The sequence below is a fragment of the Limnohabitans sp. 15K genome, from assembly GCF_002778285.1.
Taxonomy (GTDB): domain Bacteria; phylum Pseudomonadota; class Gammaproteobacteria; order Burkholderiales; family Burkholderiaceae_C; genus Limnohabitans_A.
In genome coordinates this window covers 57,182-72,886 of record NZ_NESM01000001.1, presented here as the reverse complement: position 1 = coordinate 72,886, position 15,705 = coordinate 57,182, and the positions used below count along the sequence as shown (strand labels likewise).

Annotated in this window: 10 protein-coding genes; 7 read left to right on the top strand and 3 right to left on the bottom strand. The window is 60.0% G+C overall.

All coding sequences use genetic code 11. The features are described from left to right. The first annotated feature begins 127 nt into the window (after nt 1-127). A complete protein-coding gene (locus B9Z40_RS00325; protein ID WP_100171362.1) occupies nt 128-2,497 on the top strand; it encodes a YgiQ family radical SAM protein in 2,370 nt (789 codons plus the stop codon). 259 nt (nt 2,498-2,756) lie between these two features. On the opposite strand, the gene B9Z40_RS00315 is transcribed toward B9Z40_RS00325, so the two are convergent. Continuing rightward, entirely contained in the window at nt 2,757-3,377 is a 621-nt protein-coding gene (locus B9Z40_RS00315) for a restriction endonuclease (RefSeq protein WP_158238041.1), read from the bottom strand. Between the two features lie 474 nt (nt 3,378-3,851). Between B9Z40_RS00315 and B9Z40_RS00310 the strand changes: the two genes are divergently transcribed. After that, nucleotides 3,852-4,193: a hypothetical protein gene (locus B9Z40_RS00310; protein WP_100172822.1), complete on the top strand. Its 342-nt coding sequence runs from the start codon at nt 3,852-3,854 to the stop codon at nt 4,191-4,193. A gap of 41 nt (nt 4,194-4,234) precedes the next feature. Continuing rightward, nucleotides 4,235-4,843, top strand: a complete 609-nt coding sequence (locus tag B9Z40_RS00305) for an AAA family ATPase (protein WP_100171359.1) — start codon at nt 4,235-4,237, stop codon at nt 4,841-4,843. Between the two features lie 30 nt (nt 4,844-4,873). Here the strand turns inward: B9Z40_RS00305 and B9Z40_RS00300 are convergent, their stop codons facing one another. Together B9Z40_RS00300 and map are read right to left on the bottom strand one after the other, a co-directional pair. Continuing rightward, nucleotides 4,874-7,540: a [protein-PII] uridylyltransferase gene (locus B9Z40_RS00300; protein ID WP_369823370.1), complete on the bottom strand. Its 2,667-nt coding sequence runs from the start codon at nt 7,538-7,540 to the stop codon at nt 4,874-4,876. A gap of 1 nt (nt 7,541) precedes the next feature. Further along, entirely contained in the window at nt 7,542-8,369 is an 828-nt protein-coding gene (gene map, locus B9Z40_RS00295) for a type I methionyl aminopeptidase (protein ID WP_100171358.1), read from the bottom strand. A 132-nt stretch (nt 8,370-8,501) separates the two neighbouring features. Between map and B9Z40_RS00290 the strand changes: the two genes are divergently transcribed. From B9Z40_RS00290 to purL, 4 genes are all read left to right on the top strand, one after another. Next, the gene (locus B9Z40_RS00290) at nt 8,502-9,188 is read left to right on the top strand and encodes a GntR family transcriptional regulator (RefSeq protein WP_100171357.1); all 687 of its coding nucleotides are present in this window, start codon (nt 8,502-8,504) and stop codon (nt 9,186-9,188) included. After that, nucleotides 9,185-10,057, top strand: a complete 873-nt coding sequence (locus tag B9Z40_RS00285) for a phytanoyl-CoA dioxygenase family protein (protein WP_100171356.1) — start codon at nt 9,185-9,187, stop codon at nt 10,055-10,057. The genes B9Z40_RS00290 and B9Z40_RS00285 overlap by 4 nt, the downstream gene beginning before the upstream one ends. Continuing rightward, on the top strand, nt 10,054-11,397 hold the full coding sequence (locus B9Z40_RS00280) for an NAD(P)H-dependent oxidoreductase (RefSeq protein WP_100171355.1): 1,344 nt from the start codon (nt 10,054-10,056) through the stop codon (nt 11,395-11,397). The genes B9Z40_RS00285 and B9Z40_RS00280 overlap by 4 nt, the downstream gene beginning before the upstream one ends. A 298-nt stretch (nt 11,398-11,695) precedes the next feature. Further along, complete coding sequence (gene purL, locus B9Z40_RS00275; RefSeq protein ID WP_100171354.1) at nt 11,696-15,703, top strand: phosphoribosylformylglycinamidine synthase; 4,008 nt, start codon at nt 11,696-11,698, stop codon at nt 15,701-15,703. Nucleotides 15,704-15,705 lie beyond the last annotated feature (2 nt).

The window sequence follows — 15,705 nt, the reverse complement described above, 5'->3', positions numbered from 1 at the left end:
TTGAGCAAACCCTCGTTTCAGCGCGTTTGAGCACAGGCCAAGTGCCCATGTGGGTCACAAAGTCCCTTGAGTCTGACTGTTCACCCCCAAACCCCTACACTAGCGGGTTATCCCGAGTGCACAGCCCATGAACGCCTTTGTCGACGTCTCTTTTTTCCCGCGTGACGCCAAACCGCTGACCAGTTACCGCAAATTCTGGGCGCAGCGCTTTGGCACGGCCCCATTTTTGCCGATGAGCCGCGCCGAAATGACCCAACTGGGCTGGGACAGCTGCGACATCGTGTTGGTGACAGGTGACGCTTACGTGGACCACCCCAGTTTCGGCATGGCCGTGATCGGCCGCATGCTGGAAAACCAGGGTTTTCGGGTGGGCATCATCGCCCAGCCTGACTGGACGAGCGCCGACGCCTTCAAAGAATTGGGCCAACCCAACCTGTTTTGGGGCGTGACCAGCGGCAACATGGACTCCATGATCAACCGCTACACGGCGGACCGCAAAATCCGCACCGACGACGCTTACACTGCGGGCGACGTGGGCGGCAAGCGGCCAGACCGTGCGGCCATCGTCTACAGCCAGCGCTGCCGTGAAGCCTTCCCCGAAGTGCCCATCGTGCTCGGTGGCATCGAAGGCAGTTTGCGCCGCATCGCGCATTACGACTACTGGTCTGACAAAGTCCGCCGCTCGGTGGTGGTGGACAGCAAATGCGACCTGCTCTTGTACGGCAACGCCGAGCGGGCGATTGTCGAGATCGTGCACCGCCTGGCTGCCCGCGAGCCGGTGCAGCAAATCACCGACGTGCGCGGCACCGCCTTTGTGCGACGCGAAACCCCCGAAGGCTGGTTCGAAATCGACTCCACCAGCGTGGACACGCCCGGGCATGTGGAGGCGCACATCAACCCGTATTTGATGATCTCGGACCAAGCGCGGGAGCAGGGCGCCACTTGCGCCCGCGAGGAAGAAGCCAAAGAAGTGGCTGAGGGCCACAACGCCAAAAATGTCGAAGCCGACTTGTCTGCCGCCGTGGCCCAAGCCCGCAGCGCACAAACCGCCACACAACCGCTGACTTTTGTGCCCAACCCTGCGCTTCGTGGCAAAGGCACCCACAAAGTCCCGCCCCGCGACAAAAGCGTCATCCGCCTGCCCAGCTACGAGCAGGTCAAGTCGGATGCCGTCTTGTATGCCCATGCCAACCGCGTGCTGCACCTGGAAACCAACCCCGGCAACGCCCGCTGCTTGGTGCAAGCGCATGGCGAAGGTCACACCGCCCGCGACGTGTGGATCACGCCGCCGCCCATCCCACTCACCACCGCTGAGATGGACCATGTGTTTGATTTGCCCTACGCCCGCAGCCCGCACCCGCGCTATGCCGACGAAAACGGCAGCCACGACCACTCGACCAAAATCCCAGCCTGGGAGATGATCCGGTTCTCGGTCAACATCATGCGCGGCTGCTTTGGCGGCTGCACCTTTTGCTCCATCACTGAGCACGAAGGCCGCATCATCCAGAGCCGCTCCGAAGAATCCGTCATCCGCGAGGTGGAAGACATCCGCGACAAGGTCAAAGGCTTCACCGGTGTCATCTCTGACTTGGGTGGCCCCACGGCCAACATGTACCGCCTGGGTTGCCGCACGCCCGAGATTGAGTCTGCTTGCCGCAAACCGAGCTGCGTGTTTCCTGGCATCTGCCAGAACCTGACTACCGACCACGGCCCGCTGATCAACATGTACCGCCGGGCGCGCAACCTCAAGGGCATCAAGAAGATCTTGATCGGCTCCGGATTGCGTTACGATCTGGCCGTGCAGTCGCCCGAGTATGTGAAAGAACTGGTGCAGCACCATGTGGGCGGGTATCTCAAGATTGCGCCCGAGCACACCGAGGGCGGCCCGCTGTCCAAGATGATGAAGCCGGGCATCGGCACCTACGACCGCTTCAAGTCGATGTTCGACAAGTACAGCGAAGAAGCGGGCAAAAAGCAGTTCCTCATCCCGTACTTCATCGCCGCCCACCCGGGCACCAGCGATGAAGACATGATGAACTTGGCCATCTGGCTCAAAAAGAACGGATTCCGCGCCGACCAGGTGCAGACCTTCTACCCCAGCCCCATGGCCACGGCCACGGCCATGTACCACTCCACCCGCAACCCGCTGCGCAAAATCACCCGCGACAGCGAAAAAGTGGACGTGGTCAAAGGTGACAGACGCCGCCGTTTGCACAAGGCGTTTTTGCGCTACCACGACGCCACCAACTGGCCCCTGCTGCGCGAAGCACTCAAAGCCATGGGCCGCTCAGATCTGATTGGCAACGGCAAACACCACCTGATCCCGAGCTGGCAGCCGCTGGCCGAAGAGGGTTACCAAAGCGCTCGGCGCAAAAACAGCACGGGTGTGGGGGCCAAGTCGTCTGTGTCTTTGTCGACGGCGCCTAAGCGCATGGGGCAGCCGAAGAAGGGCCAGTTGCTGACGCAGCACACGGGGTTGCCGCCTAGGAAGTCTTGAGTTTTAAATGGCGTACTGATTGGTTGTCAGTGCCATATAGCTCCGGCCAGTGCAATTGCACAGGGCGTTAGCAAGAAGAGCGGCGATCTCGTCAGCCATATAAGAAATACGGATATAGCACCACCGCCAAAGATCAGGATAATTTTTAACTTGATCGATGACGTCGATTTTGACAATGGGTATCTTTGTGGGGAGTAACGAAAAAATAATCTGCCTGCGCGGCTTCTCGCGCAGGTCTGGTTGATTGCTGGGTTGGCCCTTAGTCCCACCACTCGAAGCCATTCGCCTCTAAATGTTTCAAAAACTCCGTAGCTTTCGCCTTTGCGGCCTCAACGTTATCAACGTTAGTCACCACAATTTCAACCTCATCAAATTCGTTGCATGCAAGACGAATTTCATTGTGGTTCCTTGGATACATCCACAACGGTTCTTTTCCACCCGCAAGCTCTGGTATTGACTCTAGCAACTCAAGCTTGTGAGCATTAACCTGGCGCCGGAAGTCCAATTCTTCCCATATGTACTCCTTAAAAGGGTATGTCTCAGATGCTGTAGTCAACCAGTCTCGCAAATTCGCTGAGACTGTTGATGTGACAATTATCAGAAGTGAATCGATCTTGTGTTCCAGAGCCGCATCTAACAATTCCTTTAGCTCTGACTTTGATAGCGAGGATTTTGTATATCGCTTGCACTGAACCATCCATCCTTCGTAGCGTTGTATGCCTGGAACAGGTGTGTCTAATCTTTCAGCGATGATGTCCCGACCTTTGTCGCTCCCCGCCTCACCATACCATTTGATATTCGTGAAACCTGTTTTCTGAAGAACGGCAGCACAGAGCTTTTCGAACAACGCCGGGGAGACTTGCTTCCAATCGGTGATCATGAAACTCCCTTCAGCGTGAAGGTCCAACTTAATGTATTCCGCAAACCTTGCGGAATAAGTTGGATGTTGCGGAATATTCTCGACACGATTTCCTCCTGAATCTGGCTCATAGTCTGGCTTGCAGGCCCACATCTGCTCAAACACTCAGGTATAAAAATTTCGAACAATTCCGCAAGCGTAAATTTAAATTCTATAGTTCTCAAATATGGCGGTCCTTGGGCTTGTCCATCCAATATTTCCCCTGCAGCCATATGATGATTCTTTAATCGACAGTCCGTAGATGTGCTGCTCATTTTTTGAGCGCATGGCGGCAACCCAGTCGGCATGCGCCTTGGCGCAGTTGTCCTAGGGCTTATCCACAGGCTTGGGCACGGGTGGTGTGGATGCTTCTTTTCACTGTCTCCGTAATGGTTTTTGAGCGATGCTTGCCCGTTTTGGATTTTGTGGCGCAAAATGCGCCAAAAGGAGAGTCTCATGTCCGCATCGTCGTCTTCGTCTTCGTTCTCATCCGTCAAGTTGTCTTCAGGTTTGGTCAGTCAAGCCCGTGATGCGGCATCGCCCATGCGCCGTTCGGTAGCCGGGCAGATCGAATATTGGGCAACTTTGGGCCGTATTGCCGAGGCTTCGGGCTTGACGGTCACTGAGGCGCGCGAGGCCATCGCGCTCTACGATGTCCGCCAGGCCGCCCCTGCGGATGCCGACCCGCTGGACGCTCTGGAAGCAGACTTTTTGACCGCCGAGAGCTCCGGCCGTCTGGCCCAGGCCGTGCGCCAGACCGTGCAGAGTAATCGCCGTCAGGTGGTGAAGGCCGCCTGAGTCATGCCGCGTGAGTGTCGCCGCCTGAGCGATTGCCGTTTTTGAAACCCGTTTTCTTTTTGCTCGCTGGCCCCAATGGGGCTGGCAAATCGACTTTGTACCGCTCAGCGCTTGCTTCGGGCTTGTTGCCGTCTGATGCGGAATTTGTGAATGCGGACCTGCACGAAGCCCATGCCCTGCAGCACATCACCGATCCCGAACTGCGTTCGGCCCAAGCCCGGGCTTGGGCCGATGCGCGTCGCGCAGCTTGTCTGGCGCAGGGCCAGTCGTTTGTGAGCGAGACGGTGTTTTCGCACCCGTCCAAATTGGCTTTGATGCGGGATGCGCGAGCGGCGGGTTTTGCCGTGGTGCTGTTGGTGGTATGTGTGAATGACCCGCGTCAGTTGCTGGGCCGAGTTGCGCAGCGTGTGGCCGAGGGCGGCCACGATGTGCCGTCTGAGCGCATTTTGGCGCGTTATCCACGGACTTTGCAGAATTTGCAGGACGCGATCCCCTTGGCCGATTTGGCTTTGATGTACGACACCTCAGGCGTGGGCCGACACGGCATTTCTGGACCCAAGTTGGTGGCCCGTTGGCGTCATGGGGTGTGGCATTGGCAGGTAGCGCGGCCACCGGCTTGGGTCAAAAAAATCCAACCCGTCGACAGTTGAAAGCATGGGCTCGGTGAGGGTTACTGGTTATCACCCCGCCTGCAGCGCCGCCAGCAACTCCGTCTCGATTTCGATTTGCGCTTTGTTTTGCTGCAGCTCGGCACCGCTGATCAAGAAGCTGTCTTCCACGCGTTCACCCAAGGTGCTGATTTTGGCCAGTCGCAAATGAAGGCCGTGGTGAGCCAAGACACTGGCGATGCTGTAGAGCAGGCCAATGCGGTCGCTGGCCGAGATGGTGAGCAACCAGTTTTGGGCTTTGTCGTCGGGCTCCAAGCTCACTCGGGGGGTGATCGGGAAGCTTTTCACGCGGCGTGACACCCGGCCTCGGGTAGCCGGGGGCAGGGGGCCTTGCTTTTCCAGGGTTTGCGTCAGTCCCGACTCGACCATGCTGAGCAGCTCACGGTAATGCTCAGGCAACATGTGTGTGACGATCTGGAAGGTGTCCAGCGCCCAGCCCGTGCGGGTGGTGTGGATCTTGGCGTCTTGGATGCTGAAGCCCGATTGGTCAAAGTGACCGCAAATGCGGGCAAACAAATCGGGTTGGTCGGGCGTGAAGACCAGCACTTGCAGGCCTTCACCCACGGGTGAAATGCGCGCTCGCACGATGGGTTTGGGTGCGCCTTCGGCGGGCTTGGCCACATGCCGCGACAACTGGCGCGCATGCCACGCGATGTCCGATGCGTCGTTGCGCATGAAGTAGCTCACGTCCAGCGTGTCCCACAGGGCTTTTTGGCCCTCATAGGGTTCGCTGTGGCGTGCCAGTTCGATCAGGGCATCGCGCTTTCGGGCTTCCACCTCGGCGTTGGCGTCGGGCGCACGGCCACCCAGCACGCGCAAGGTGGATTTGTACAGATCTTCCAGCAGTTTGCCTTTCCAGGCGTTCCACACTTTGGGGCTGGTGCCACGGATGTCGGCCACGGTCAACAAGTACAGCGCTGTCAGGCGGCGTTCATCCCCCACGCGCAGGGCAAAACGTGCAATGACTTCCGGATCGCTCAGGTCTTCTTTTTGGGCCACATGGCTCATGGTCAGGTGTTCGCCCACCAAAAATTCGATCAATTGGGCATCGCTCTTGTCCACGCCGTGTTGCCGGCAAAAGGTGCGCACTTCGGCGATGCCGAGTTTGGAGTGGTCACCGCCACGACCTTTGGCAATGTCATGGAACAGGGCCGAGGTGTACAAGATCCAAGGCTTGTCCCAACCACTCGCCAACTGCGAGCAAAACGGGTACTCGTGTGTGTGCTCGGCCATGAAAAAGCGCCGCACATTGCGCAGGACCATCAAGATGTGCTGGTCGACCGTGTAGGCGTGAAACAGGTCGTGCTGCATCTGGCCCACGATGCGCCGGAAAACCCACAGGTAGCGCCCCAGCACCGAGGTTTCGTTCATCAAACGCAGGGCGTGTGTGATGCCTTGGGGCTGCTGCAAGATTTGCAAAAAGGTTTGGCGGTTGACCGGGTCGGCCCGAAAGCGCCCGTTCATGATGGCCCGCACGTTGTAAAGTGCCCTGAGGGTTCGCGCCGAAAAGCCCTTCACGCCGGGCGTGGCCTGGTACAGCAAAAAGGTTTCAAGGATGGCGTGCGGGTGCTTTTGGTACAGGTCGTCGCTGGCCACTTCGATCAGACCGGCTTTCTCAAAAAACCGTTCGTTCAGAGGACGGAAATCGCTGACCGACTCGCCACGATCGGCTTGCATGCGGTCTTCGATGTTGAGCAGCAAAATTTGATTCAGCTGCGTGACCGCTTTGGCCGCCCAATAGTATTGGCGCATCAGCTTTTCGCTGGCACGCAGGGCCAAGCGGCCTTCAGGTGTCACGTCAGACGCATAGCCGAACGACTCGGCCACATTGGTTTGAAGGTCGAACACCAAACGGTCTTCGCGGCGTTTGGCTTGCAAATGCAGACGTGCGCGAATCAGGCCCAGCAGGGCTTCATTGCGCTTGATTTGCCGCGCTTCCAAAGGGGTGGCCAGGCCTTTCCGGGCCAGCTCATCCCAGCTGTGGCCGAGCCCTGCGGCGCGCGCCACCCACAAAATCACCTGCAAGTCACGAAGCCCGCCGGGCGATTCTTTGCAGTTGGGTTCCAAGGCATAAGGCGTGTCTTCAAATTTGGTGTGGCGCTGGCGCATTTCCAGCGTCTTGGCCACCAAAAATGCTTGCGGGTCCATGGCCGCTTGGTATTGCTTTTGAAACTCGGTGAACAAGCGGGTGTTGCCCGTGACGCGCCGCGACTCGAGCAGCGAAGTCTGCACCGTGATGTCTTTGGCCGATTCGGACAGGCATTCGCTCAACGTGCGGACGCTGGAGCCGATTTCCAGACCCGTGTCCCAGCAGCTGCCGATGAAGCGTTCAAGCTGCGCCTGCAACGCGTGCGAGTTTTCGGGCGACTGGCCGTCGGGCAAAAGCACCAGCACATCGACGTCAGAGTAAGGAAACAGCTCGGCGCGACCGAAACCCCCTACGGCCACCAAACACACATCCGGCGCAAAACCTGCGTTGTGCCATAGCTCGATCAGCAAACCATCGGCCAGGATGGACAGTTGCCTTAGCGTTTGCTTGAGGCCCCTTGCCACCGCACCGCTTTGGGCCAGGTTGGTCAAAACCGTGGCCTTGTCGTATTTGTAAGTCTCGCGCAGCTGGGCCAGGTCGGCCATGGGCACATGAACCGCTGGATGGGCAGATGGGGCCTGAGCGTTCATCTCAGGCGGCGGCTTTGTCGGTGCTGAGGGGCTGAATGAAGGACGGGATGTCTGGACTGCCCGCCGACAAGGTCAAGACCTCGTAGCCGGTTTCGGTCACCACCACGGTGTGCTCCCACTGGGCCGAAAGCGAATGGTCTTTGGTCACGATGGTCCAGCCATCGCCCATTTCCTTGATGTCGCGTTTGCCTGCATTGATCATGGGCTCGATGGTGAACACCATGCCTGGGACCAACTCAACGAGTGTGCCGGGTTTGCCGTAATGCAGCACTTGGGGCTCTTCGTGAAAGACCCGGCCAATGCCGTGGCCACAAAACTCGCGCACCACCGAAAAGCCCAGTCCTTCGGCAAATTTCTGAATGGCGTGGCCGATGTCACCCAAGTGGGCTCCGGGTTTGACCTGCTCAATGCCTTTCCACATGGCTTCGTAGGTGACGGCGGCCAGGCGTTTGGACGCAATCGAGGCTTCGCCGACATGGAACATGCGGCTGGTGTCACCGTGCCAACCGTCCTTGATGGTGGTGATGTCGATGTTGACCGAGTCGCCTTTTTTGAGCGGTTTGTCGTTCGGGATGCCGTGGCAGACCTGGTGGTTGATCGAGGTGCAGATCGATTTGGGGTAGGGCTTGTAACCCCCCGGTGCGTAATTCAAGGGGGCTGGGATGCAGCCCTGAACGTCGACCATGTAGTCGTGACACAGTTTGTCAAGTTCGTTGGTGGTGACGCCCGGTTTGACAAAGGGGGTGATGAAGTCGAGGACTTCGGAGGCCAGGCGGCAAGCCACGCGCATGCCTTCGATGTCTTGGGCGGTTTTGAGGGTGATCGTCATAGGAGGCAGATTATCCCATTGGGGCCGTTGCGGGCGTGTCACTGGTGTCAATGATCTTTGTGAGGGGCTTGAAGGATCCAGGGTAAACACCCATTCATGCCACTTTTGAATGTTTGTATTCTGTATACAGACATGAGCCCATCACCCCTTCAACTGACCACAGCACCCGATCTCGTTGAGCAGATCTATGCCCGTTTGCTCGATGCCATCAGCGAGGGCAGCTTGGCGCCTGGAGAGCGATTGACGCAAGACGACTTGGCGCAGCGCTTTGCCGTTTCGCGCCAACCGGTGTTGCAGGCCCTGCGTTTGCTCAAAAAGGACGGCTTTGTCGAAGACGCTCCTGGTCGAGGTGTGCAGGTCACGCAACTCGATGTGAACTGGATTGCGCAGGTTTACCAAGTGCGCGGGAGTCTGGACGCACTGGCTGTGCGATTGGCTGCCGAACGGCGAGTTCAGCTCGAACCGGCAGTGATGAGCCGAGGCCGTCAGGCCAACCAAACACGCGACGTGCAGGCCATGATCCAAGCCGACCTGGCCTTTCACCGCGCCATTTACCAAGCCTCTGGCAACCCTTTGATCGCGCAAAGCATCGACTTGCACTGGCACCACCTCAAGCGCGTCATGGGTGCCGTGCTGCAGTCTTCTCATCAACGCCAAACCGTGTGGGATGAACACGAAGCCATTGCGCACGCCATTGCCGCTGGTGATGCCAACTTGGCCGTGCGCCTGGTGCAACAACACGCCTACGAGGCCAGTGTGCAACTCACAGCCCGACTTTCCGAACAAATTCAACACCTCAAAACAGGAGCACAAGCATGAAACTGACCCCCGAACAAATCGAACAATTTGACCGTGACGGTTATTTGTTCTTCCCAGGACTTTTCACGCCCGAAGAAACCAAAAATCTGACCGACGCGGTGCCCGAGTTGTACAGCCGCCGTGAGGCCTACAACGTGCGCGAAAAAGGCAGCGACGCCGTGCGCACCAACTTTGCCGCCCACATGTACAGCGAGCCCTTTGCCAAGCTGGCACGCCACCCCCGCATGATCGAGCCCGTGCAAGACCTGTTTGGCGAAGAGCTGTACATGCACCAATTCAAGATCAACGGCAAGATGGCCTTTGAAGGCGATGTGTGGCAGTGGCACCAAGATTACGGCACTTGGCTGAACGACGATCTGATGCCCACCGAGCGGGCCATGAACGTGGCCATTTTTCTGGACGACGTGAACCCCTTCAATGGGCCGCTGATGTTCATCCCCGGCAGCCACAAAAAAGGCGTGGTCGAGGCCAAACACGACCTCTCCACCACCAGCTACCCCCTGTGGACGGTGGACAACGACCTGATCAGCCAACTGGTTGAGCGAGCCGGTGGCAAAGAAGGCGGCATCGTCAGCCCCACGGGCCCTGCGGGCTCGATGATCTTGTTCCACAGCTGCCTGGTGCACGCTTCGGCCAGCAACCTCTCGCCCTGGAACCGCGTGAGCGTTTACCTGAGCCTGTGCGCCGTGTCGAACCACATCCGTCGCCACAAGCGCCCCGAATACATCGCGCACCGCGATTTCACCCCCATCAGCTGCCTGCCTGACGACTGCTTGGTGAACAGCTACCCGGTCGATCTGCCTTGGAAAAGCGGCATGCCCGAAAGCGCTTTGCAAACCTCACTCGACAAACTGAAAGAAGCCGCATGAATCTGCACGCCAAACTCCTGCAACGTGCGGCAGAAAACCGCCCCATCCGCATCGGCCTGATCGGTGCGGGCAAATTCGGCTCCATGTATTTGGCGCAAATTCCGCGCACCCCCGGCGTGCATTTGGTGGGCATTGCCGATCTGTCGCCCGACGGCGCCCGCGCCAACTTGGCCCGCGTGGGCTGGAACCCCGAGCGCCTGACCGCCAGCAGCCTGGATGACGCGGTCAAAAACGGCACCACCCATGTGGGCGACGATTGGCAAAGCTTGGTGCGCCACCCGGCGGTGGACGTGGTCGTCGAGTGCACAGGCTCGCCCCTGCACGCGGTGGACCACATTTTGGAAGCCTTTGCAAACCGCAAACATGTGGTCAACGTCACAGTGGAGGCCGACGCGTTTTGTGGCCCCTTGCTGGCCACCCGCGCCCAACTGGCGGGCGTGGTGTATTCGCTGGCCTTTGGTGACCAGCCTGCGCTCATTTGCGATTTGGTGGACTGGGCGCGCACCTGCGGCTTTCCGGTCGTGGCCGCAGGCCGGGGCCACAAGTGGCTGCCGCACTTCAGCGAATCCACGCCCGAAACCGTGTGGGGCTATTACGGCCTCACGCCCGAGCAGGCCGAGCGTGGCGGCCTCAACCCCAAAATGTTCAACAGCTTTCTGGATGGCTCCAAGCCCTCGATTGAAAGCACGGCAGTGTCCAACGCCACTGGTTTGGGTGTGCCCAGCAACGGTTTGCTCTACCCACCGGCCAGCGTGGAAGACATTCCCTACGTCACCCGCCCGATCTCGGAAGGCGGTGTGCTGGAGCGCAAGGGCATGGTGGAGGTGATCTCCAGTTTAGAGACCGATGGCCGAAAAATCCCCTACGACATCCGCATGGGCGTGTGGGTCACGGTGGAGGCAGAGACCGACTACATCAAGAACTGCTTTGAAGAGTACAACGCGCACACCGACCCCTCGGGCCGTTACTTTACGCTTTACAAGCGTTGGCACCTGATTGGCCTCGAAGTGGGCGTGAGCGTGGCGAGTGTGGCCTTGCGCAACGAACCCACGGGTGTGGCCATCGGCTGGAACGCCGACGTGGTGGCCACGGCCAAGCGCGACTTGAAACCTGGCGACATGCTGGACGGCGAGGGCGGTTACACCGTGTGGGGCAAGCTGCTGCCAGCGGCCACTTCCAAGCGCATGGGCGGCGTGCCGCTGGGCCTGGCGCACGGCGTGAAAGTCATTCGCCCCGTGGCCAAAGGCCAAAGCCTGACCTGGGACGACGTGGCCATGGACACCAGCACCCACGCCTACAAAATCCGGCGCGAGATGGAGGCGACTTCGGTTTTGGGTTGATGCAGCCCATGGCGAAATGCAAGGCCATTTTTTTGTAGGAGCGGCGACCTCGCCGCGATGGGCTTTTTGGAACGCAGCCTATCGCCCCGGGGGCGGGGCTCCTACAAAGACACCATCGCCCCCGGTGGCTTTGCGCCACCTCTTGCTCTCGCTCTTTATCAGCGATAAAAGGCAGCGCAGCGATCTGTCCATCTCGCCTCCAAATCAGGGTTTCCCCCGTTAAAATATCGCCTTTGTCGGCCAGCCCCAGTCAGCGGCCCCGGCGTTACGGTTTTCCGTCTCTTTACAAGGCCACCCCGTGTCCCTGCACATCACGACTTTTGAAGGCGCCAGCGCCCTCAGCGACTTTCGCATTGCCCAACTTTTGCCGCGATTGGCGGCCATTTCGCCACAAATCTTGGGCATTTCGGCCCGTTTTGTGCATTTGGTGGCGACTGTTGCCCCTTTGGCTGATTCTCAAAAGCAGACGCTTGCGGCATTGCTGACGTACGGCGAGCCTTACACAGGCCCGATCGATGGCCCCTTGATCGTCGTGAGTCCCCGCATCGGAACGGTTTCACCTTGGGCCTCCAAAGCCACCGACATTGCCCACAACTGCGGTTTTGAGGTGCGCCGCGTGGAGCGCCTGACCGAATACCGCTTGGTGATGAAATCTGGCTTGCTGGGCACCGCCAAATTGAGCGCCGAGCAACTGGGTCAGGTGGCCGCTGTGCTGCACGACCGCATGACCGAGTCGGCCATGCCCAGTCGGGACGATGCGGCGGCCTTGTTCACGGCTCTCGAACCTGCACCCATGGCGCATGTAGACGTGTTGGTCGGAGGTCGCGCGGCACTGGTGGACGCTAATAAGGATTGGGGTCTGGCGCTGGCCGATGACGAAATCGATTACTTGGTCAAAGCCTTCACGGGCCTCCAACGCAACCCCACTGATGTGGAGCTGATGATGTTCGCGCAGGCCAACAGCGAGCACTGCCGCCACAAGATTTTCAACGCCGAGTTCACCATCGACGGCGTGGCCCAGCCTAAGAGTCTGTTCGGCATGATCCGCAACACGCACCAGCTGAGCCCCCAGCACACGGTGGTGGCCTATTCGGACAACGCTTCGGTGATGGAAGGCCACACGGTTGAGCGCTTTGTCGCTCGCACGGGGGAGCAGGGCGCTGCTTACCAAGCCGAAGAGGCCTTTCACCATGTGCTGATGAAGGTCGAGACCCACAACCACCCGACCGCGATTTCCCCTTTCCCCGGCGCATCGACCGGCGCGGGCGGCGAAATCCGTGACGAAGGCGCGACCGGTCGCGGCTCCAAGCCCAAAGCGGGTTTGTCCGGTTTTACCGTTTCCAAGCTTTGGGGCGGCATGTCCGACCAAGCGGGCGGCAAGCCCGAACACATCGCCAGCCCGCTGCAGATCATGACCGAAGGCCCTTTGGGTGGCGCGGCCTTCAACAACGAGTTTGGTCGCCCCAACTTGTTGGGCTATTTCCGCGAATACGAACAAACGGTGGACGGCGTGGTACGTGGCTACCACAAGCCCATCATGATCGCGGGCGGTCTGGGACAGATCGACGCCGGGCAAACGAAAAAGATCGAATTCCCTGCGGGCAGCTTGCTGATCCAGCTGGGCGGCCCCGGCATGCGCATCGGCATGGGCGGCAGCGCGGCCAGTTCCATGGCCACCGGCACCAACGCCGCCAACCTCGACTTTGACTCGGTGCAGCGCGGCAACCCCGAGATCGAGCGCCGGGCGCAAGAGGTCATCAACCACTGCTGGGCGCAGGGTGCCCACAACCCGATCCTCGCTATCCACGACGTGGGCGCGGGTGGTTTGTCCAACGCCTTCCCTGAACTGACCAACGACGCAGGCCGGGGCGCACGCTTCGATTTGCGCGCCGTCAAACTCGAAGAGTCTGGCCTGTCGCCCAAAGAAATTTGGTCCAACGAGAGCCAGGAACGCTATGTGATGGCGATCGCGCCCGAGTCTTTGGCGCAGTTCACCGCTTTTTGCGAGCGCGAGCGCTGCCCGTTTGCGGTGATTGGCGTGGCGACCGATGAGCGCCAATTGGTGCTGGAAGACCAAGGCCATGAGTCGCCCGTGGACATGCCCATGGACGTGCTGCTGGGCAAGCCGCCCAAGATGCACCGCGACGTGACCACCGTGGAGCGCAAGTCGCCCGCGATGGACCTGACGGCCGTGAGTTTGCAAAAGGCCGTGATCGACGTGCTGAGCCACCCCACCGTGGCATCCAAGCGCTTTTTGATCACCATCGGCGACCGCGCCGTGGGTGGCCTAACGCACCGCGACCAAATGGTCGGCCCTTGGCAAGTGCCCGTGGCCGATGTGGCCGTTACCCTGGCCGATTACCAAGGCTTTGCGGGCGAAGCGATGAGCATGGGCGAGCGCACACCGCTGGCCTCGCTCAACGCCGCAGCGTCCGGACGCATGGCTGTGGCCGAGGCCATCACCAATTTGCTGGCGGCACCGATCGAGCTGCCCCGCGTCAAGATGTCTGCCAACTGGATGGCCGCTTGCGGCGAGCCGGGCGAAGACGCGGCACTCTATGAAACCGTCAAAGCCGTGGGCATGGAGCTGTGCCCGGCGCTCGACATCTCGATCCCGGTGGGCAAAGACAGCTTGTCGATGCGCACGCAGTGGACCGTACCGAAGGGCGATTCAAGTTCCGACGGTGAGACCCGCAAAGTCACCTCGCCCGTCAGCCTGATCATCACCGCCTTCGCCAGCCTGCCTGACGTGCGGGGCACTTTCACGCCGCAGCTGGACGCAAAAACCGATGACACCAGCCTGCTGCTGATCGATCTGGGCCAAGGCCGTAACCGCATGGGCGGCAGCGTGCTGGGCCAAGTGCTGGGCCAGTTTGGCGACAGCGTGCCCGATCTGGAAGAGCCGCAAGCCCTGGTGAATTTGGTCAAGGCCATCAACACCTTGCGCAGTCAGGGCCAGATCCTGGCTTACCACGACCGCAGCGATGGCGGCTTGCTGGCCGCTGTGGCCGAAATGGCTTTTGCCGGTCATGTGGGCGTGGCGCTCAATGTGGACATGCTGGTCACCGAAGGCGACGGCATCACCGACAGCCGCGCTGATCACGGCGACGCCAAGAACTGGGCAGGCCAGGTCAGCGCCCGCCGCGATGAACTCACCCTCAAAGCCTTGTTCAATGAAGAGCTGGGCGTGGTGCTGCAAGTGCGCACGTCCGAGCGCAACGCGGTGATTCAAACCCTGCGTGAACATGGCCTGTCCAAGCACACGCATGTGATCGGCAAGACCCGTCCCGTGCAATCGACCATCCAAAAAGGCGTGGGCGAACTCAGCATCTGGCGCGACACCAAAGAGGTGTTTGCCGCCAAGCTGGAAGACCTGCACCAGGTTTGGGACAGCGTGAGCTGGAAGATTTGCCAGCAGCGCGACAACCCCGCTTGCGCCGACGCCGAACATGCTGCCGCTGGCCGCGCTGATGACCCCGGCATGCATGTGGCGTTGAGTTTTGACCCGACTGACAACGTGGCCGCGCCGTTCTTGAATTTGTCGCGCCCCAAAGTGGCGATCCTGCGTGAGCAGGGCGTCAACTCGCATGTGGAAATGGCCTACGCCTTCCACAAAGCAGGCTTCGAGTCGCACGACGTGCACATGACCGACCTGCAATCGGGCCGCGCCAACTTGGCCGACTTCCAGGGCCTGGTCGCTTGTGGCGGTTTCAGCTACGGCGACACGCTGGGCGCGGGCATCGGCTGGGCGCGCAGCATCACTTTCAACCCCGCGCTGGCGGATCAGTTCAAAGGCTTCTTTGGCCGCACTGACACCTTTGGTCTGGGCGTGTGCAACGGCTGCCAGATGTTTGCCGAGCTGGCCGACATCATCCCCGGCGCCGAAGCTTGGCCGCGCTTCACCACCAACCAGAGCGAGCGCTTCGAAGCGCGTCTGTCGATGGTCGAAGTGCTGAAGTCGCCAAGTCTGTTCTTGCAAGGCATGGCGGGCAGCCGCTTGCCGATTGCCGTGGCACACGGCGAGGGCTTTGCCAACTTCAAGCACCGGGGTAACGCAGCGCAGGCACTTGGCGCGATGCGCTTTGTGGACAACCATGGCCAAGCCACCGAACAGTATCCCTTTAACCCCAACGGCAGCGCTGGCGGTTTGACTGCGGTGACCACCGCCGACGGACGTTTCACGGCCATGATGCCGCACCCCGAGCGCGTGTTCCGCAATGTGCAGATGAGCTGGACGAGTGGTGACATCGCTTCCACCAGCCCTTGGCTGCGCTTGTGGCAAAACGCCCGCAAGTGGGTGGGCTGATC